Source organism: Mycobacterium sp. IS-2888, from assembly GCF_001954215.1.
In the GTDB taxonomy this organism is placed as follows: domain Bacteria; phylum Actinomycetota; class Actinomycetes; order Mycobacteriales; family Mycobacteriaceae; genus Mycobacterium.
On record NZ_MBET01000054.1, the window covers coordinates 50,128 to 70,687 of the forward strand.

11 protein-coding genes and 1 riboswitch are annotated in these 20,560 nt (G+C 66.7%); of the genes, 7 read left to right on the top strand and 4 right to left on the bottom strand.

Annotated elements, in window-relative coordinates:
* Positions 1–3 precede the first annotated feature (3 nt).
* Genes A5745_RS09730 through A5745_RS09740 form a run of 3 tightly spaced genes read left to right on the top strand, consistent with a single transcriptional unit; the run spans position 4 to position 3,395 of the window.
* On the top strand, positions 4–1,140 hold the full coding sequence (locus tag A5745_RS09730) for a branched-chain amino acid aminotransferase (RefSeq protein WP_083662855.1): 1,137 nt from the start codon (positions 4–6) through the stop codon (positions 1,138–1,140).
* A complete protein-coding gene (locus tag A5745_RS09735) occupies positions 1,137–2,405 on the top strand; it encodes a glycosyltransferase (RefSeq protein WP_076115891.1) in 1,269 nt (422 codons plus the stop codon). The genes A5745_RS09730 and A5745_RS09735 overlap by 4 nt, the downstream gene beginning before the upstream one ends.
* Before the next feature lie 21 nt (positions 2,406–2,426).
* Positions 2,427–3,395, top strand: a complete 969-nt coding sequence (locus A5745_RS09740) for an FkbM family methyltransferase (protein ID WP_083662857.1) — start codon at positions 2,427–2,429, stop codon at positions 3,393–3,395.
* A gap of 2 nt (positions 3,396–3,397) precedes the next feature.
* Here the strand turns inward: A5745_RS09740 and A5745_RS09745 are convergent, their stop codons facing one another.
* Both A5745_RS09745 and pks2 read right to left on the bottom strand, forming a co-directional pair.
* Positions 3,398–4,198 carry a GAP family protein gene (locus tag A5745_RS09745; RefSeq protein WP_076059736.1) on the bottom strand — a complete coding sequence of 267 codons (801 nt, stop codon included), beginning with the start codon at positions 4,196–4,198 and terminating at the stop codon, positions 3,398–3,400.
* A 198-nt stretch (positions 4,199–4,396) separates the two neighbouring features.
* Positions 4,397–10,672, bottom strand: coding sequence for a type I polyketide synthase (gene pks2, locus A5745_RS09750; protein ID WP_175879797.1), 6,276 nt, complete (start codon positions 10,670–10,672; stop codon positions 4,397–4,399).
* Positions 10,673–10,981: 309 nt separating this feature from the next.
* On the opposite strand from pks2, the gene A5745_RS09755 reads away from it, so the two are divergent.
* A complete protein-coding gene (locus tag A5745_RS09755; RefSeq protein ID WP_076115892.1) occupies positions 10,982–11,545 on the top strand; it encodes a carboxymuconolactone decarboxylase family protein in 564 nt (187 codons plus the stop codon).
* A gap of 36 nt (positions 11,546–11,581) precedes the next feature.
* Here the strand turns inward: A5745_RS09755 and A5745_RS25240 are convergent, their stop codons facing one another.
* Positions 11,582–14,314, bottom strand: coding sequence for an amino acid adenylation domain-containing protein (locus tag A5745_RS25240; RefSeq protein WP_076115893.1), 2,733 nt, complete (start codon positions 14,312–14,314; stop codon positions 11,582–11,584).
* Positions 14,311–14,808: a condensation domain-containing protein gene (locus A5745_RS25345; protein WP_175879796.1), complete on the bottom strand. Its 498-nt coding sequence runs from the start codon at positions 14,806–14,808 to the stop codon at positions 14,311–14,313. Before A5745_RS25345 ends, A5745_RS25240 begins: the two co-directional genes overlap by 4 nt.
* Before the next feature lie 523 nt (positions 14,809–15,331).
* Between A5745_RS25345 and A5745_RS09770 the strand changes: the two genes are divergently transcribed.
* From A5745_RS09770 to ileS, 3 genes are all read left to right on the top strand, one after another.
* Positions 15,332–16,459 (top strand): nitronate monooxygenase, encoded by a 1,128-nt coding sequence (locus tag A5745_RS09770; RefSeq protein WP_076115895.1) that lies wholly within the window; start codon positions 15,332–15,334, stop codon positions 16,457–16,459.
* A gap of 79 nt (positions 16,460–16,538) precedes the next feature.
* Positions 16,539–16,723: riboswitch (M-box (ykoK) riboswitch) on the top strand.
* Positions 16,724–17,010: 287 nt separating this feature from the next.
* Positions 17,011–17,253, top strand: coding sequence for an Rv1535 family protein (locus A5745_RS09775; RefSeq protein ID WP_076115896.1), 243 nt, complete (start codon positions 17,011–17,013; stop codon positions 17,251–17,253).
* 218 nt (positions 17,254–17,471) lie between these two features.
* Positions 17,472–20,560: isoleucine--tRNA ligase (gene ileS, locus A5745_RS09780; RefSeq protein WP_371336890.1), on the top strand; the 3,089-nt coding region annotated here is incomplete at its 3' end.

The window sequence follows — 20,560 nt, forward strand, 5'->3', positions numbered from 1 at the left end:
AAAATGTCGGTGGATCAGGCAGCAGCGCTTTTGCCCGGGGGGTTTCGACTCGACGCGTCCCCATCGCGATTGTCGGACGCTGAGCGGGCCGAAATCTTAGCGGACCCGGGGTTCGGCCGTTTTTTCACTGACCATATGTCGATCATTTACTGGGATGCGGACAAAGGTTGGCACGGGGCGCGTGTAACGCAGCTCAGCTCGTTCACCATTCATCCGGCATGCGTTGTGCTCCACTACGCCCAGGGAGTGATCGAGGGCCTGAAAGCTTACGGTCGGGCAGACGGAAGCGTTTGGCTGTTCAGACCGTTGCTCAATGCGCGCCGGTTCCGCAAATCGGCTGCCAGATTGGCCCTTCCGCAGCTCGGCGACGACCTCTTCCTATCGAGCTTGATGTCGCTGATACAAGTAGACCGTGCGTGGGTCCCCACGAATGATCGTGAATGCAGCTTGTATCTCCGGCCATTCATGTTCGGTGCGGAAGTGGGACTCGGGGTCCGGCCAAGTCCGTCCGTGACCTATGCCGTCATCGCGAGCCCGTCAGGCCCATATTTTCCGGGCGGAACCGCCGGAATGCGGCTATGGGTAGGGAAGTACCCCCGCGCCTGGGAGGGCGGCACCGGGAGCGTCAAATTCGGTGGTAACTACGCGTCGAACCTCTTGGCAGAAATCGAGGCCAAAGAGTATGGCTGCGATCACGTGTTGTTCCTCGACGATGATGGCTGTGTCCAGGAATCCGGCACGATGAACATATTTGCCATCACAGCTGAAGGCGAGCTTGTAACCCCTAGCCTGGGAACGATTCTCGAGGGGGTGACCCGGGCGAGTGTTCTTTCGCTGGCGACCGCCCATGGGTTGGTCCCAACCGAACGTCGATTCCCGTTCGAGGAATTGAAGCAGGGCTGCATATCCGGCAAAATTCGCGAGGTCTTCGCCGTAGGGACTGCGGCGGTCGTCAACCCGATCGTTGGATTCAAGGGCCCGCGGTGTGAATTCGCGGTGGCCGACGGTCTGCCAGGCCCGAAGAGCCAAGCGCTGCGCGACCACCTCCTCGACATTCAATACGGTCGGCGGCCGGACCCGTTCGACTGGATGGTTGAAATCCCCGACTTGGCTCACGTGAAAGGCGAGGAACCGCGATGATATTTGTGTTGGCCTGCTATGGAACTCGCGGCGATGTCGAGCCCGGCGTCGCTGTCGGCCGCGAGCTACTGCGCCGGGGCCACGAAGTGCGCATGGCCGTCCCGCCCGACATGGTGGGCGACACCGAGGCGGCCGGGCTTGCGGCGGCCGGCTACGGGGTGGACACGCAGACGTGGATGGACGTGCACCGCGATCTGTGGGCGTGTCTGTCCCGCAGCCCCTGGAGGATCCCGGAGCTGATCAGGCTGGGACGCGAACTCTGGCGGCTCTTCATGCAGAGCTGGGGGGAGGCGAGCGCCACGCTGAAATCGCGGGCAAGCGGGGCCGACCTGCTCGTCACCGGCCGCAGTTTGGAGGAGACCGCGGCCAACGTCGCGGAGTATCACGACATTCCGTTGGCCACACTGCATTACGCGCCGGCGCGGCCCCACGGCCAGGTCCTTCCATTCCTGCCGCCGCTGTTCGGGCGCTCCTTGATGACCTTGAACGAGTGGGTGTATTGGCGCACGACGAAAAGGGTCGAGGACACGCAGCGGCGTGAACTGGGCCTGCCGAAGTCGACGGCCCCCTCGTCGCGGCGGATCGCCGAACGCGGGTCGCTGGAAATCCAGGCCTACGACGAGGTTTGCTTTCCCGGGCTGGCAGCCGAATGGGCGAAATGGAACGGCCGGCGGCCCTTTGTCGGCGCCCTGACCATGGAACTGCCGACCGACGCCGATGACGAGGTCGCGTCGTGGATTGCCGCTGGAACACCGCCGATCTATTTCGGGTTTGGCAGCATCCCTGTCGAATCTGCCGCCCGCACAGTCGAAATGATCAGCGCCGCTTGCGAGCAGCTAGGCGAGCGAGCGTTGGTGTGCTCCGGCGGCACCGACTTCAGCGACGTCCCCCAATTCGCGAACGTCAAGGTGGTGGCGGCGGTGAACCATGCGGCCGTTTTCCCCGCGTGCCGCGCCGTCGTGCACCATGGCGGCGCGGGCACCACGGCCGCCGGCCTGCGCGCCGGAGTCCCCACCTTGATCCTCTGGGCGGCGGCCGATCAGCCGTATTGGGGAGCTCAGCTCAAACGACTGAAGGTTGGCACTGCCCGGGGATTCGCGAGCACTACCCAGCAATCGCTGGTCGCGGACCTGCGCACCATCCTCGAGCCCGACTACGCCGGACGCGCCCGTGAGATCGCCACTCGGATGAGCAAATCCGCCGAAAGCGTTGCAGCCGCCGCTGATCTGCTCGAGGATTTCGCCCGCTCGCGGCGTGAGGGCTGATCCGGTCAAAAGGGCCGCGGAATGATCGGGGCTCGGATCCTAGGGCTGTGGCGCTGGTACATACGATTCCTTCGCACCGGCAAGGAGCGCGTCGGCCTCACCGAGCGCTGGGTCCGGGCGCTCTTGCTGATCGTGCCGTACTACGGCGTGGTTGTGCCGCTGTTGCTCCGCGCCGCGCTCCGGGGACCGGTGACCGTCGAGGGCGTTAGCGAAGACGGAACCCATTTTCGTTGCCGGCTCCCGGATTTCATCCCGTTGTACATCTACCTGTTCGGCACCTGGGAACCCGATCTCGCGGCGTTTCTGCGCCGCCGGCTGCGACCGGGCGACGCCTTCGTCGACGTCGGCGCCAACATCGGATGTGTAAGCGCGTTGGCCAGCGGACTGGTTGGACCGCATGGCGTCGTTGTCGCGATCGAACCGTGCCCCACCGCGATCTCCGCGCTACAGGAGACGGTGACCAGGAACGCCCTGACGAACGTTCGCCTGGTTGCCGCCGCCGTGTCGGATCGCGTTCGGCAACTCACACTGTTCGCCGGACCAAGCTACAACCTGGGCATGACCTCGACGGTCGCCCATTGCAGCCTGCGGGAACGGGGCCGGGTGCCGGCGGCGCCGCTCGGTTCGCTCGTCACCCGTGCGGAGCTGGCGAGCGCCCGGCTGATCAAGATCGATGTGGAGGGCGCAGAGGACCGCGTGCTGGCAGGCATTGTGGCGTCCGTCGACGCTCTCGGCGCCGATGCCGAATTGGCGGTTGAACTGTCGCCTAAATGGTGGAGCGATCCGCAGCTGCGGCCGATTGATGTGCTGCGACCGTTCCTGGACCGCGGCTTCCATGTCTTCCTGCTGCCCAGCGATTACGCGCCGTGGCGCTACCTGTGGCCTCACGACGTCGGCGCGCCGCAGCGGCTCCGCGACCTGACCGTATTGGAGCGGCGCGTGCGGCGCCTCGACGTCGTGCTGTCACGCAGCGACGCCGATGCGCTCTGAGGTCAGGTGCCGGCCATGCCCTGCGCCACCAGCGAGACGCCGACGACGGCGATGATGACCAGCACGATCTTCCGACGATGGGTCCACGCCCAGTCGCGCAGCACTCGCACTGCCGCTTGGGTTTTCGCCGGCGCCACCAGATAGCTGACGAGAATGATCTCCTCAACCGCAAGCATCCCGACGACAAACGCGATGGCGGCGCTGATCTGCGTGCCGATCGCGGCTCCCGACGCCACGATGATTGCGTCGACGATCAGCACCCCTTCGAGCGATGGCGCCATCAAGACACCGATCAGGAACGCCACCCACAGGGATCCGTTTTGCCACACATCGTGGCCGCGGCGGAGCAGCCGCCGGAAAATGGATTCGCCCTCCGTCGGCGGATCCTGCGCCTGACCGATCAGCCGCGAGATCGATTTCGGTGTATTCGACTCCAACACAAGCGTCGAGCCGCTGCCTGCCGCTGCCGGCACCTTCTCGCGCTGACGCGCCGAGAAGCGCACTGCCATCACGGCGGCAATCGATAGCGCCAGCACCCCCAAGCCGATTTGAATGTAGTGGGCGGCAGAGTTCGCGCCGGTGCCCGGCTTGGCCAAATCTCGAGTAAAAGAAGCGAACGTCGGCGTCACGTGCAGCACGATCAGCGGGACGAGATAGGAGGGAACATTCACCGCAATGCAGCCGAGCCAGTAGGCGAACAAGTTTTGCACGGGCCGCGGCCGGGAGATCACGAGCAGGATGATGCCGAGACGCAACGGATGGAGCGTCACGAAAATCGCAAATCCCAGTAACGAGCTCCACATGATCGGCACACTACCTTGTTGGCTTTTGTCTGTTGGCTATTTTTCGGCGTCCCAGAGGTGTGTTGTGTGCAGCGGGCGCACACTTTTGTACCGGGCGCCGGAATTGCTCAACATCGGTGCAATAAGCGTTCGCGTCGAATGGCTCGCGAATTGATATCAGCACTCGCGTCGCCCTAATTCCGAACGCATTTTCTGGCTTCATGCGCCAACGCCCTCGGCGGGCGTCAGCCTTTCGCAGAGCAGCTCCGCCAAACCGCGAATGGTGCCAATGGTGGTGAAGTCGGTGGGATTGATCCGTATTCCGGTTTCCGTCTCGATGCGGGTACGCAGTTCAAGCGCGCCCAGCGAGTCGATGCCGTACTCCGAGAGTGGCCGGTCCGGATCGATGCTGCGATGCAAGATCAGGCTGACCTGATCGGAGATCAGACGCCGCAGCCGGGTTGGCCATTCCTCGAGCGGCAGCTCGCTGAGCTCGGTCTGCAGTTTGCTTGTGCCCCTTGGGTTTTGTCCGTTGGAGCGGAATGCTTCGGCAAACGGGCTGCGCTGCGCGAAGCTCGTCAACCACGGTGCGCCGGTGATCGGTGCGTACCCGGTATAGCCTCGGTCGTGGCGCAGCAGCGCTTCGAACGCATACGCGCCCTCCTCGGGAGCGATAGCGACGTCGGCGCCCTCCGCCAGCGCGGCGGCCCGCCCGACCTGCGCCCACGCGCCCCAGGCGATCGCGGTCGCCGGCAGGCCCTGAGCCCGGCGCCACAGGCTGAAGGCGTCCAGCCAGCTGTTGGCCGCCGCGTAGGCGCCCTGCCCGGGCGAGCCCACCAGCGCGGCCGCCGAGGAGAACCAGCAGAACCAGTCCAACGGCTGGTCGGCGGTGGCCGCGTGCAGGTTCCACGCACCGTAAACCTTTGGCGCCCAGTCACGCTCGATGAGCTCATCAGTGATATTCGCCAGGGTGGCATCCTCGATCACCGCCGCGGCATGCAGCACGCCGCGCAGCGGAAGGCCGGTCGCGGTCGCGACGGTCACCAACCGCTCAGCCGTACCGTCCTCGGCGATATCGCCGCACTCGACCACAACGTCGGTGCCGGTGGCGCTGATGCGTTCGATGGCCTGCGACGCATCGACTGTTGGTTGCGAGCGGGAGGACAACACGAGACGCCCGCAGCCTGCCGCCGCCATCTTCTCGGCCAAGAACAGCCCCAGGCCCCCCAGCCCACCGGTGACGACGTAGGCGCCGTCGGGGCGGAAGACCCGAGTCTGGTCCGGCGGCACCACCACGCGACTGGATCCGGCGTGCGGAACGTCGAGCACGAGCTTTCCGGTGTGCTGGGCGCCGCTCATCAACCGAATGGCGGTAGCGGCGTCGGCAAGCGGGTAGTGCGTGCTCTGTGGCATCGGCAACACGCCGTCGGCGGTGAGCCGGTACACCGTTTTCAGCAACTCCTGCAGCCGCTCGGGATGGCTGTAGGACAGTAACCCTAGGTCGACGCCGTAGAAGGCGAGGTTGCGCCGAAACGGGAAGAGCCCCAACCGGGTGTCGCCGTAGATGTCGCGTTTGCCGATTTCGACGAATCGTCCACCGAGCGCGAGCAATTCGAGGCCGGCTCGTTGGGCGCCGCCGGTCACCGAATTGAGCACGATGTCTACGCCGTATCCCGCGGTGTCACGGCGTATACCCTCGGCGAACTCCAGGCTGCGCGAGTCGTAAACGTGCTCGATGCCCATGTCGCGCAGTAGGTCTCGGCGCTGCTCGCTGCCGGCGGTGGCGAAGATCTCCGCACCCGCGGCCCGGGCGATGGCAATTGCCGCCTGCCCCACGCCGCCGGTCGCGGAATGGATCAACACCTTGTCGCTGCCGCTGATGCGGGCCAGGTCGTGCAGGCCGTACCAGGCGGTGGCGTGCGCGGTTGTCACCGCGGCAGCCTGGTCGTCGGAAAGGCCGGCCGGCAACGATACGGCCAGGCGCGCGTCGCAGGTGATGAACGTGCTCCAACAGCCGTCGGCGCATAGGCCTGCGACGTGATCGCCCACCTTGTGGTCGGTTACGTCGGGGCCGACAGCGGTGATGACACCCGCGAAGTCGGTGCCGAGCTGTGGGAGTCGCCCCTCGAAGGCGGGGTAGCGTCCGAACGCCAGTAACACGTCGGCGAAGTTGATGCTGGATGCGCTGACCGCGACCTCGATCTGTCCGGACCCCGGCGGAATCCGGTCGCAGGCAACGAGTTCCATTGACTCCAGGTCGCCCGGTGTACGGATCTGCAGGCGCATTCCGTCGCGTTCATGGTCGGCGACGGTGGTGTGCCGTTCCTCGGGCCGCAGGGGAGTCGAACGCAAACGCGCCGCATACCACTGGCCGTTCCGCCAGGCGGTCTCGTCTTCGTCGGATTCGCTGAGCAGTTGCTGCGCCAGGTGCTCGCTGTCGGTGTCGGCGTCCAGGTCGATCTGGGTGGCGTGCAGGTGCGGATGCTCGGCGCCGATTACCCGCAGCAAACCCCGCAGCCCAGCCTGCTCGAGGTTGGGCCGGTCGCCCGCCAGCACCGCCTGAGCGCCGCGGGTGACGACGCACAGGCGCGGCGGCTGGCCGGCCATCTCCGGCAATCCGCGGACGATACGCACCACATGCTCCACGTACTCGCGGCCAAGCAGCGGGGAGTGGTCGTCGGAGTGGCCGTTTTTCGGTCCGGCGAGGATCACCACACCGGTGAATCCCGCGGCGCGCAAATGATTTTCGAGCTGCGCAGCGTTCGCGGCGTGGTCGGCGCGTTGTGGCCAGCACATCGTGGTGCATTGCGCGCCATGCTGTTTCAGCGCATCGGTCAAGTTGGTGGCCACCACATCCGCGGTGGTAGTGGTGCTGATCAACAGCCACGCGCCGGGATCGGCGTATTCCACTTCGGGCAATTCCCGCTGCTGCCACTCGACGGTGAGCAGTCGCTCGTCCAGCACCCGCTGGTGGTGTGCGCGCTCCGAGATTCCGGAGCCCAGGCGCAGGCCCCGCACGGCCAGGAGGATTGCCCCGTGCTCGTCGAGGACGTCGATGTCGGCCTCGATCCCGGTGGCGTCGGCTTTGTTCACCCGGGTGTAGCAGTAGCGGGCATTGCGAGCGGCAGCGTATGCGCGTAGCCGCCGAACGCCCAGCGGCAAGGCAAGCACCTGCCCGCCCATGGCCTCGACGCCGGGATGCGCCGCGACGGACTGGAAACACGCGTCCAGCAGGGCCGGGTGCATGCCGTAAGCGTCTTGTTGCGAACGGATTTCGCGGGGCAGCGCGATCTCGGCCAGCACGGTGCCGGACGCAGTCTCGTCGATGTGCACGGCCCCCAGACCGGTGAACGCCGGACCGTAGTGAACACCCCGCTCGCCCAGGCGTGCGCGCACCGCGGCGCCATCCTCGCGACGCCCATGCGCGGCCAGAAGCGTGGATAGATCGAGCGCGGGAGGTTGCTCACGCTCTGTGGCGGATAAGACCGCGCGAGCTTGCCGCGCTTGCTCGCCGCCCTGATTTGTCTCCACGGCGAAATCGGCGATGCCCGGCGACGACAACGATGCCGTGGTGCCGACCGTGGTCTGCTCGTCGAGCAGCAGCGCCTGCTCGAACACGATGTCGCGGACCTCGGAGGTTTCGCCCAGCACAGCGTGTGCGGCCGCCAGCGCCATCTCGCAGTACGCCGCCCCCGGAAGCACGGCCACGTTGCGGATCTGGTGATCGCCCAGCCAGGGTTGGGCTGCGGTGCCCACCTCGGCTTGCCACACGTGGCGCTCCGGTTCCTCGTGCAGGTGCACGTGCGGGCCCAACAGCGGATGTACCGAAACGGTGCAACCACCATGCGTGGGGGATTCCGGACCGTCGTGGCTCAACCACAGCCGGCGGTGCGTCCAGGTCGGCAGCGGCGAATCGACCAGGCGCCCAGTCGGATACAGCACCGAGAAGTCCACCGCGGCGCCCGCACTGTGCAGATCCGCGACAAAGCCGCGCAGCCCGTACGGAAGCTCTTGTTCGCGGCGCATACCGGCCAGAGCGGCCACCGGCACGTCGAGGCTGCGGGCCGTCTGGTCGAGAGCGTGGGTAAGAAGCGGGTGCGGTGCCAGCTCGGCGAAGACCCGGTGGCCGTCCTGCATGGCGGCTTGCACCGCCGTGGCGAACCGGACCATGCGGCGCATGTTGTCCGCCCAATAGCGGGCATCGCACACCGGTTGTTCGCGCGGGTCGAACAGGGTCGCCGAGTAGAACGGAACCTCCGGTGTCCTCGGGCTGAGCTCGGCGAGCGCGTCGGTTAGCTCGTCGAGGATCGGGTCGACTTGAGGGGAATGAAAGGCGACGTCGGTGGGGACCTCGCGCGCCATCACGCCGCGCTGCTCCCAGGCCGCCACCAGCTCGCGAACCGTCTCGGCCGCACCCGCGATCACCGACGACTGCGGCGAGGCCACGATCGCCACCACGACATCGTTGATACCGCGGGCCATCAGCTCCGAAAACACTTGCTGGGCAGGCAATTCCACCGACGCCGTGGCGCCGGAGCCGGCGACGCGGGACATCAGCCGGGAGCGGCGACAGATGACACGCACCCCGTCTTCCAGCGACAGCGCGCCCGCGGCGACGGCCGCCGCGGCCTCACCGAGCGAGTGGCCGATGACCGCGCCGGGGCGCACCCCGTATGCCCGTATGGTGGCCGCCAGCGCGACCTGCATCGTGAACAGCGTCGGCTGAATCCGGTCTTGACCCGTCACGACCCGCGGCGACGAGATCGCGTCGGTGACCGAGAACCCGGACTCGAGGGCGATCAGCGGCTCGGCTTGGGCGACCGTGGCGGCGAACACCGGTTCGTTCGCGAGCAATTGCGCGCCCATCGCGGCCCACTGCGAACCCTGGCCGGAAAACACCCACACGGGTCCCAGGTCGTCTCGGCCGACCGCGGCCTGATACGGCATATCGCCATCGGCGATCTCGCGCAAAGCCTTGGTGAGTTCCGGCAGGGTGCTCGCGATGACGGAGGTTCGCACCGGGCGATGCGCACGCCGACGCGCCAGGGTATAGGCCAGGTCCGGTAGTGCGACGTCGTCGTGGGTCTGCACCCAATGAGCCAGACGGCCGGCGGTGCGGTGCAGTTCGTCGGCCGAGGTGGACGACAGCGGGAACAGCAGTGGCGTCGCCGGTTCGGCCGGGATGTCCTCGGGCTCAACGGCTTCGGGAGCTTGCTCCACAATGGCGTGGACGTTGGTTCCCGACAACCCGTACGATGACACCGCCGCCCGGCGAGGTCCGTGCCCGTTGGTGGGCCACGATGTATTGCCCTGTGGCACAAAAAGATTAGTCTCAATTCGGGCAAGATCGTCGGGCAGGCGGGTGAAATGCAGATTCCGCGGAACCACGCCGTGTTCAAGCGCGAGGATCGCCTTCATCAGGCCGAGGGTTCCGGAGGCGGCCTGGGCATGGCCGAAGTTGGTCTTCACCGATGCCAGCGCGCAGGGGCCGTCGACGCCGTAAACCTTGGCCAGACTGGCGTATTCGATGGGGTCGCCCACGGGGGTGCCGGGGCCGTGCGCCTCTACCACGCCGACGGTGCGAGCGTCGACACCGGCCGCGGCCAACGCCGCCCGGTACACCGCGGTCTGCGCGGTCTCCGACGGTGTCGCGATGTTCACGGTGTGGCCGTCCTGATTGACGGCGCTGCCGCGCACCACCGCCAGGATCCGATCACCGTCTCTTAGCGCGTCGGGCAGCCGCTTGAGCAACACCACTACGCAACCCTCGGCCGAGACGAACCCGTCGGCCCCGACGTCGAAGGCATGGCAGCGTCCGGTGGGCGACAGCATCCCCTCGGCCGATCCCGAGGCGAACTTCCGCGGGTCCAGCGCCACCGTGGCGCCGCCGGCCAGGGCAAGGTTGCTTTCGCGATCGTGCAGGCTGCGACAGGCCAGGTGCACGGCGGTCAGGCCGGACGAACACGCGGTGTCCACGGTCAGCGCGGGACCGTGGAGTCCCAGCGTGTAGGCGATCCGTCCGGACGCCATGCTGAAGCTGTTGCCGGTAAACCCGTACGGCCCCTCGGCGGTGTGTGCGTCGGCGGCCAGCAGTTGGTAGTCGCCGTGAGTCAAGCCCACGAACACCCCGGTCGGCGAGTCGGTCATGGCCTCCCGCGTGAGACCGGCATGCTCCATGGCCTCCCAGGAGGTTTCCAGCAGCAACCGGTGCTGCGGATCCATCGCGGTGGCCTCGCGCTCGCTGATCCCGAAGAACTCGAAATCAAAGCCGGCGACGTCGTCGAGGAACCCGCCCCACTTCGATACCGACCGACCAGGTACCCCGGGCTCGGGGTCGTAGTACTCGTCGGCGTCCCAGCGGTCGGGCGGAACTTCGGTGACCAGGTCATCGCCCCGCAGCAACGCCTCCCACAGCTGCTCCGGGGAGTCGATACCTCCGGGAAGCCGGCAGGCCATCCCGATGACGGCAACCGGAGTGACCGGTGTGGTGCTCATTGTGGGCGACGAACAGGCCGAATCGGGGCGGTCCACCCCGTCGACCGCCCCGAAAGACAACATCCCGCCGCCTCCTCACGGCAACGGCTAACTACCTTGTTCGCTTGACGCAATACGTGGCCCCTCCCCGGCCATCGGGGGGTGCCCACGTTCGCTCAATTGACGTTGCCCAGTGTCAGGAGCTTTCCCGCACGTCAGCAGCCCAGATGGCAGGGGCGACATTATTCTCGAGGTGCGCAACGCGCAGGGAATTCGCCGAACCGTTATCTAATCGTGATGTGCCTGGCCCGTACATGAAATGCTCATACCATGACAACAGCCCGCGTGCCCGGACTGCCGCTCGGCGAGGCGAAAGCCGCCGCCGACGAGGCGGCCGTGCCGAACTACATGGCCGAACTGTCCATATTTCAGGTGCTGCTGAACCATCCGCAATTGGCGCGCGCCGTCAACGACCTGCTCGCCACCATGTTGTGGCACGGCGCCCTCGACTCGCGGTTGCGCGAGCTGGTGATCATGCGGATCGGCTGGCTCACCGCGTGCGACTACGAGTGGACGCAACACTGGCGGGTCGCGTCGGGGCTCGGCGTGGCGGCCGATGACCTGCTGGGCGTGCGCAACTGGCGCGAACACAACGGGTTCGGGCCCACCGAGCGGGCGGTGCTGGCCGCGACCGACGACGTGGTGCGCGACGGCGCGGTGAGCGCCGAGAGCTGGACGGCCTGCGAACGCGAATTGCGCGGCGACAGAACGGCTCTCATCGAACTTGTCACCGCCATCGGTGCGTGGCGCATGGTCGCGTCGATCCTGCAGAGCCTCCAGATCCCGTTGGAGGAGGGCGTGGCCAGCTGGCCGCCGGACGGCCGCGCGCCTTAGATCTCAAACGATCCGGTAGCTCTGCTGCGCCCGCACTCAGCCCAGCGATTCGCCTACCATGGCCGCAAGCTGCGCTACTCGAGGCGGCTTGAGCAGCGTCACATGGTTTCCCGCAAGGCGGTGCACGTGCAGCGCGCCCCCGTGGAATTCGTCCCAGCCCAGCGCATCTGTGCCCATGTCGGCGGCGGTGGCCTCAGTCACGAAAAGATGCATCGGCACATCGTGGCCCGACCGCTGATAGCGGCAGATCAGATCACACGCACCGCGGCGGTCGAATGTGCCATGCAACAGGTACTTTTCGAAGATCCACTCGACAAATTCTTCGAGTGCCACTTTGAGTAGGCCGACCCACTCCCGACGTTCTCCGCGCCTGGAATGCGAGCGAACCCTACTCCACCCAGTCAGCTCAGGTCGCTGCGACTGCAGCACCGGGTGCGGCTCGTCGACAATTCCCAGCCAGTTGACTTGCTCGCCGGCATCGAGAATCTGACGGGCAATTTCGTACGCCACGATCGCGCCGAAAGAGTATCCGATAAGTGCAACGGGGCCGTATGGCTGCCGCTTGCGAATCATCGAAAGCACTTGGGTGGCATACTGTTCGATGCTCATGGATCGATCCAACCGTTCTCCCGGCTGCACTGGGACCAACGGGTTCACCGGCTGCCCGGCCCCCCATTGCGCCGCAAAGTGTCTGGCGCTCACCGCCGCATGAAAATGGGGGAACACAAAATGTATCGGCGGCGAGCCCTCCTCGGCCGCGACGTCGCTGATGCCTTCAGCGCCAAGCAGCGCCGCGAGCCCGGCAACGGTCCTGCCCCGCTCCAGGAACGCCGGAAGCGACGGTGCGACACCGAATGTCCGCTGAACATCCAAGAGAAGTCGTTGTGCCAGCAGCGAGTGGCCGCCCAGATCGAAAAAGTCGGAATCGACGTCGGCCACGGGTACGCCCAGCAGGTCCGCCCACAGCGCCGCGACGCGCCTTTCCGTCTCGTTGCGGGGACGCTGATCGCCGCGCCGGGAAGCTCGGCCCAGCGACGGCGCGGGCAGGGCGCGGATGTCGAGTTTGCCGTTGGGCGTCACGGGCAGCGCATCGAGCACCACCACCGCGGACGGGATCATGTAGGCCGGTAGTCGCTCCGCCAGCTGGGCGCGTATCCCGGCGGGCTCGACAGCTCCCGTCACCGACTCGGTGACATAACCCACCAGGCGCTTGTCGCCGGCGCCGTCCACGCGGGCGATGACCGCCGCCTGCTCCACTCCAGCCAGGCCGGCCAGTGCGGCTTGAACTTCGCCCAGCTCGATGCGGTACCCGCGGATTTTGACCTGCTCATCGGTGCGTCCGAGATACCGCAGCTGCGCATCAGCACCCCAACACACCAGATCTCCGGTGCGATACATCCGTGTTCCGGGCGGGCCAAACGGGCAGGCGACGAACCGCGCTGCGGTCAGAGAGGTCCGGCGCGCATAGCCGCACCCCACTCCGGCACCGGCGACATACAACTCACCGACCACGCCGGCCGGCACCGCCCGCAACCACTTATCCAAGACAAACAATGCCGCCCGCGGCACCGGCGAACCGATCGGTGGCAGCCCCGAGCCCGCAACCAACGGCCGGCTGATCGTCGCGTACACGGTGGTTTCGGTCGGGCCGTAGCCGTTGATCATCACCCGCCCGGGGGCCCACCGGTCCACCACCTCGGCCGGGCACGCCTCACCGGCCACCACTAGGGTCACCGAATCCAACCCCTCGGGTGACAGCACCGCCGCCGCGGCCGGGGTTTGACTTAACACGGTGACGTGTTCGGCAACCAGCAATGCGTGAAAATCGATCGGGGAACGTGTCACCGAGTCGGGCACCACGACCAGTCGCCCACCATGTAACAACGCGCCCCAGATCTCCCACGCCGAAAAGTCGAACGCCAACGAATGACAGTGCGACCACACCTGTTCCGGCGTCAGCTCCACTCCGGCGTCGAGGGAGCCGAACAACTGGGTCACGTTGTGGTGAGTGACCGCCACTCCCTTGGGAGCCCCGGTGGTGCCCGAGGTGTAAATGATGTGGGCAATGTCGTCGGGCGCGGGTGCCGGCAACGCGGTGCTGGGTTGGTTGTCAGCAGCACGGTCGTCAATATCGATGACCCGCAGACCGAACCCGGCCAGCCGCCCCGCCAGCCCTCGGGTGGTGATTGCGGCGATCGGCGCGGCATCCCCGAGCACAAACCCGAGCCGGGCCCCCGGCACCGCCGGGTCGATCGGCACATACGCCGCACCGGTTTTCAACACCGCCAAAATCGCCACCACCGCCCCGAGCGACCTGGACAACAGCAGCGCCACGCACCGCCCCGGCCTCGCCCCCGCGTCGGCCAGCAGGTGCGCAAACCGATTCGACGCCTCATCCAGCTCGCGGTAAGTCATGCTGCGGTCAGCGAAGGTCACCGCTAAGGCCCGCGGGGCCCGCGCCACCTGAGCGGCAAACGATGCCGGTATCGACACCGCCGGTGGCGCACACTCCCACAGCACGGCGCGGTTACCGAACTCATCCAGGCGGGAGCGCTCATCCCCGCCCAGTAGATCCATCGACGACAGCCGCCGCCCCGGGTCGGCGGTCATCGCCACCACCGCTCGTTGCAGCAGATCAACCAATGCCCCAATGGTTTCCACGTCGAACACGTCGGTGTCGTATTCCACGCGCAGGCCGAGTTCGAGGCCGGGCGTGGCTTGTACCACGAGCGGGTAGTGGATGTATTCGGGGCGGGCGAACTCGGTCACTGCAATTCGCGGTCGGCGGCTATCGCGCCGGTGTCGTTCGGGTTGTTTTCCCAAACGAAAAGGGTGTCGAACAACCGGTCGTGGCCGGTGACGCAATGGATTTCGCTGAGTCCCAGGTGTTGGTGCGGGGTCGTGTGGTTGTGGAAGTGTTGCAGTTGGTCGAGCAGATCCGTGGTGGTCGTTGTCGCGGTGATGGTGGCCCGTACCGGCATGGTGTTGGCCGATAGGCCCACCGTCGATTCCGCGCCGGCGATGTCGGTCGCCCCATCCCCAGAGACCGTGGCGCCGAAGGCGACATCGGGCTGGCCACTCAGCGACATCAGCAACTGCGCAAACGCGGCCTGCACTACCGTGCTGACACTGGTTTGATAACACCCGGCCAGCTCACCCAGGGCCCGCGTGGTCTGGGCGGACAGCCGAAACGACGCAACCCCTCGCTGTCCTGCCCGGCCCGGCAGACCGACCAAGGTGGGGGTATCAAAACCGGCCAGCACTTCGCGCCAGGCCGCGTGGGCGGCGTCGAATTCTCGACCCTCCGCCTCGGCCCTCGTGAAAGCGCCTGTGTCTCGGAAGAATTCGGATCCGGTGCCACAAAGCGACCCCCCCTCGCGCGGATTTCCGCCTCCTCGCTCGGGGGCCGTCTTTACGTCCTTGGTGCCCGAATCGGTCGGAAGCGCGCGGTCGAGGCTCTTTGCTACCCGTTGCTCTACGCCGAGTGGGCGCGGATAGGCCGGCCTTCCGTCGACCGCCCGCTTCAGGGCATCGAATGCTGGCCGGACTATCCCCCCCAGGACTTGTCGTGTCTGTTCCATCCCGGTCACGCCTGTCGGTCTAAGTAATTTGCTACGAGCCGCCTAAATTTTTTAAACTGAGCATAAGGCAGAATGCGTAATTCGCAACCATTGGTATGTTTATTGCACGAATGTGTATTAGTCGGTTTGTTGTACACGTGCCAATTCTGTCGACCGGTCGGACGAATTGATTGACATATCAATTGGTAATTCCTAGCGTCGGGCGATGCGAACCAGAGTCGCCGAGCAGCTCGGCGTTGAGTTCCCGATCTGCGCTTTCAGCCACTGCCGCGACGTCGTCGCGGCGGTCACCAACGCGGGGGGATTCGGAGTCCTCGGGGCGGTCGCGCACAGCCCGCAACGGCTGGACAGCGAGCTGACCTGGATCGAGGAGCAGACCGGGGGCAAGCCCTACGGGGTCGACCTGCTGTTGCCGCCCAAGTACGTCGGGGCCGAGCAGGGCGGCATCGACGCCAAACAGGTCGCCGCGCTGCTGCCCGAGGAGCACCGCGAGTTCGTCGATGACCTACTTACCCGCTACGGCATCCCGGCGACCGCCGAGCCGCCGCGCGCGCCGTCCGGCGGCGGACTCAACATCTCGCCCAAGGGTTACGAGCCGCTGCTCGACGTGGCCTTTGGCCACGACATCCGGCTGATAGCAAGCGCGCTCGGCCCGCCCCCGGCCGACCTCGTCGAGCGCGCCCACGACCACGACGTGCTGGTGGCCGCGCTCGCGGGAACCACGCAACACGCACGGCGGCATGCCGCCGCCGGCGTCGACCTGATCGTCGCGCAGGGCACCGAGGCCGGCGGGCACACCGGTGAGGTGGCGACCATGGTCCTGGTCCCCGAAGTGGTGGATGCGGTGTCGCCGACGCCCGTGCTCGCCGCCGGCGGGATCGCCCGGGGCCGCCAGATCGCGGCGGCGCTGGCCCTGGGGGCCGAGGGCGTGTGGTGCGGATCGGTGTGGTTGACCACCGAGGAAGCGGAAACCGCCCCCGTGGTCAAGGAGAAGTTCCTGGCCGCCAGCTCCTCGGACACCGTGCGGTCGCGGTCGATGACCGGCAAGCCGGCCCGGATGCTGCGCACGGCGTGGACCGACGAATGGGACCGGCCCGACAGCCCCGACCCCCTCGGCATGCCGCTGCAGACCGCCCTGATCACCGAATACCAGGTGCGCATCAATCAGGCCGCCGCCCACCCGGGCGCCAAGGCGCGCGAGCTGGCCACCTACTTCGTCGGCCAGGTCGTCGGTTCACTCGACCGGGTGCGCCCGACGCGCTCGGTGGTGCTCGACATGGTCGAGGAGTTCATCGACACGATCGGGCGGCTGGACGACCTGGTCGAGAAGTGACCACCACCGACATCGCCAAGCAGGGCGCCGGCGCACTCGCCCGAGTTTGACGGTCTCCCGCCCTTCGTGCATCATCGTGACGGCACCTCGTTAGGTGAGGCGTCTACACGAATACAGGCCACTGACCCCGAACGTCCAAAGACGCCCCGGGTCAGGACAGCTCCTCCCGGCTTAAGGGTTGAGCCCAGGTGGCTTCCGGCTTGGATTGTTTTCCAGGCCAGGACACGTCGTGTAGTGCCGAAGCTCTGACGAGTGGGGTGCGGATCTCCGACGGTCGTCGGTTTCTGTATTCCCTTGTGCGCGCCGTTCGTGCGGGTGACCGCACGCGTCGTTGCCGTAGAGGAGGTGAGGGACGTATGAGTTCCAGCGATAGTCCTGGCCGAAGTCCGGGCTCCGTCCCGTCCCGATCCGGCCTCCGGCACGACGATCTCGGCTGAGTCGTCGCAACGCCAATCGGCTTACCGGCCAAGCATTCTCGGATCGGAACCAGTACGGGACGGGACACGTCAGTCCAGCTAGTCCCCGTTTTGAATTCCGTCTAGGAGGCGACCATGACCGCAGTCCTGCACGACGAACTGGCAACCGCGGCACCCAAGCCCGCGCTGACGGTCGTGCGCGCCGACACGCCCGCCCACGTCCCCGCGCCCAAGAAGGTGACCCGCCGCGTCGAAGTGCCGATCTTCGGCCTGGGCGCCGACCCGCTGGTGAACGGCGCCGCCCGTCTGTTGAGCATTCCGCTGCGCCACGCCTACGCGGCGCTGTGGCGCGTGGGCGTGCTCGAAGTCGGGGCCTGATCCACCGGCTAGAATCGGCGCAGCGGCATCGATCCGGCCATCACCGGGGAGCCTTCGGAAGAACGGCCATTGCAGCCCAGTAGAACCGAACGGGTAGGCCCGTCATAGCCGTCACGAGCGGTCGCGCGGCAGCGCGGCAAGCGGGGTGGTACCGCGGCGCTCGCGCAGCTAGCGCGTCGTCGTCCCCGGCCTGAGAACTGGCACAGGGAGACGACGCTTTGACCTACCCGAAGCTGGCCGCCGGGGCACCCGACTTCCCGGCGCTCGAACTCGAGGTCCTCGAGTACTGGGCGCGCGATGACACCTTCCGGGCCAGCATCGCCCGCCGCGATGGCGCCCCGGAGTACGTGTTCTACGACGGGCCGCCGTTCGCCAACGGTCTGCCCCACTACGGGCACCTGCTCACCGGCTACGTGAAGGACATCGTCCCGCGGTATCACACGATGCGCGGCGCCAAGGTGGAGCGCCGCTTTGGCTGGGACACGCACGGGCTGCCCGCCGAGCTCGAGGTCGAACGCCAGCTGGGCATCACCGACAAGTCCCAGATCGACACCATGGGAATCGCGGCGTTCAACGAGGCCTGCCGTGAATCGGTGTTGCGCTATACCGACGAATGGCAGGCGTATGTGACCCGCCAGGCCCGCTGGGTCGACTTCGACAACGATTACAAGACGCTCGACCTGTCCTACATGGAGTCGGTGATCTGGGCCTTCAAACAGCTGTGGGACAAGGGCCTTGCCTACGAGGGCTACCGGGTGCTGCCGTACTGCTGGCGCGACGAAACCCCGCTGTCCAATCACGAATTGCGGATGGACGACGACATCTACCAAAGCCGCCAGGATCCCGCGATCACCGTCGGATTCCGGGTACCCGACGGCGAATTGGCGGGCGCCTACCTGCTGGTGTGGACGACCACGCCGTGGACGCTGCCGTCGAACCTTGCGGTTGCGGTCAATCCGGACGTGATCTACGTGCAGGTGAAGGCCGGCGATCGCCGCCTGGTGCTGGCCGAGGCGCGCCTGGCCGCCTATGCCCGCGAGCTGGGGGAGGAGCCTGAAGTGCTGGGCACCTACCGTGGCGCGGACCTGTTAGGCATCCGCTATGTGCCGCCGTTCCCGTATTTCACAGACCCAGAACCGGGGCGGGCCAACGCTTTTCAAGTATTGCCCGGCGACTTCGTGACCACCGAGGACGGCACCGGAATCGTGCACATGGCGCCGGCCTACGGCGAGGACGACATGGCCACCACCGACAAGGTGGGCATCGAACCGGTCACCCCGGTCGACTCCAAGGGCCGGTTCGACGCCACCGTCCCGGATTATCAGGGCCAGCACGTCTTCGACGCCAACGCTCCGATCATCCGCGACCTGAAGGATCAGAGCGGCCCGGCGGCCGTGAACAAGCCGATCCTGCTGCGCCACGAAACCTACGACCATCCCTACCCGCACTGCTGGCGGTGCCGCAATCCGCTGATCTACCGCGCGGTGTCGTCGTGGTTCGTCGCGGTCACCGAATTCCGGGACCGGATGGTGGAACTCAACCAGCAGATCACCTGGTACCCCGAACACGTCAAGGACGGCCAGTTCGGCAAGTGGCTGCAGGGCGCCCGCGATTGGTCGATCTCGCGAAACCGCTACTGGGGCACGCCGATTCCGGTGTGGAAGTCCGACGATCCCGCCTACCCGCGCATCGACGTCTACGGAAGTCTCGATGAGCTCGAGCGCGACTTCGGGGTGCGGCCCACCAACTTGCACCGGCCCTATATCGACGAGCTCACCCGGCCCAACCCCGACGACCCCACCGGGCGCAGCACGATGCGGCGGATCCCCGACGTGCTCGACGTGTGGTTCGATTCGGGCTCCATGCCGTATGCCCAGGTGCACTACCCGTTCGAAAACGGCGACTGGTTCGACGGCCACTATCCCGGCGACTTCATCGTCGAGTACATCGGCCAGACTCGCGGCTGGTTCTACACGCTGCACGTGCTGGCCACCGCGCTGTTCGACCGTCCGGCGTTCAAAACCTGTGTGGCGCACGGGATTGTGCTGGGCTCCGACGGCCAGAAGATGAGCAAGTCGTTGCGTAACTACCCGGATGTCACCGAGGTGTTCGACCGTGACGGCTCCGATGCCATGCGGTGGTTCCTGATGGCGTCGCCGATCCTGCGGGGCGGCAACCTGATCGTCACCGAGCAGGGCATCCGCGAAGGCGTGCGGCAGGTCCTGCTGCCGCTGTGGAACGCCTACAGCTTCCTGGCCCTTTACGCGCCGAAAGTCGGTGCCTGGCGCACCGATTCGGCGCACGTGCTGGACCGCTACATCCTGGCCAAGCTCGCGGTGCTGCGCGATGAACTCAGCCGGTCCATGGACGTCTGCGACATCTCCCGGGCGTGCGAGCAATTGCGTCAGTTCACCGAGGCGCTGACGAATTGGTATGTGCGACGGTCGCGTTCGCGGTTCTGGGAAGAAGACGGCGACGCGATAGACACCCTGCACACGGTGCTTGAGGTGACGGCGAGGCTGGCCGCCCCGCTGCTGCCCCTGACCACCGAGATCATCTGGCGGGGGCTGACCGCGGAGCGGTCAGTGCATTTGACCGACTGGCCACAGCCGGACGTGCTGCCCCCCGACCCGGACCTGGTGGCCGCGATGGATCAGGTCCGCGAAGTCTGCTCCGCCGCGTCGTCGCTGCGCAAGGCCAAGAAGCTGCGGGTGCGCCTGCCGCTGCCGAAGCTGACCGTGGCGGTGGAGAGCCCGCAGCGGTTGGAGCCGTTCGTGGACCTGATCGCCGATGAGCTCAACGTCAAGAGCGTCGAGCTGACCGACGCGATCGACACCTACGGCCGGTTCGAGCTCACCGTCAACGCGCGCGTCGCCGGGCCGCGCCTGGGCAAGGACGTGCAGGCCGCCATCACGGCGGTCAAGGCCGGCAAAGGCGTCGTCAACTCCGACGGCACCCTGACCGCGGGCCCCGCGGTGCTGCAACCCGAGGAGTACAGCTCGCGGCTGGTCGCAGCCGACCCGGAATTCACCGCGGCGCTGCCCGACGGAGCGGGGCTCGTCGTTCTCGACGGCACGGTGACCCCGGAGCTGGAGGCCGAGGGCTGGGCCAAGGACCGGATCCGCGAGCTGCAGGAACTGCGCAAGTCGACCGGGCTGGACGTGTCCGACCGCATCCGCGTGGTGATGTCGGTGCCCGCGGAGCGCGCCGACTGGGCACGCGCGCACCGCGACCTCATCGCCGGGGAGATCCTGGCCACCAGCTTCGAGTTCGGCGAGCCCGCCGAGGCGGCGGAGATCGGCGACGG

Coding starts and splice junctions, on each gene's coding strand:
- A5745_RS09775 (WP_076115896.1), top strand. CDS start 17,011: ATGACCGCAGTCCTGCACGACGAACTGGCAACCGCGGCACCCAAGCCC.
- A5745_RS09755 (WP_076115892.1), top strand. CDS start 10,982: ATGACAACAGCCCGCGTGCCCGGACTGCCGCTCGGCGAGGCGAAAGCC.
- A5745_RS09730 (WP_083662855.1), top strand. CDS start 4: ATGTCGGTGGATCAGGCAGCAGCGCTTTTGCCCGGGGGGTTTCGACTC.
- A5745_RS09770 (WP_076115895.1), top strand. CDS start 15,332: ATGCGAACCAGAGTCGCCGAGCAGCTCGGCGTTGAGTTCCCGATCTGC.
- A5745_RS09735 (WP_076115891.1), top strand. CDS start 1,137: ATGATATTTGTGTTGGCCTGCTATGGAACTCGCGGCGATGTCGAGCCC.
- A5745_RS09740 (WP_083662857.1), top strand. CDS start 2,427: ATGATCGGGGCTCGGATCCTAGGGCTGTGGCGCTGGTACATACGATTC.
- A5745_RS09745 (WP_076059736.1), bottom strand. CDS start 4,198: ATGTGGAGCTCGTTACTGGGATTTGCGATTTTCGTGACGCTCCATCCG.
- pks2 (WP_175879797.1), bottom strand. CDS start 10,672: ATGAGCACCACACCGGTCACTCCGGTTGCCGTCATCGGGATGGCCTGC.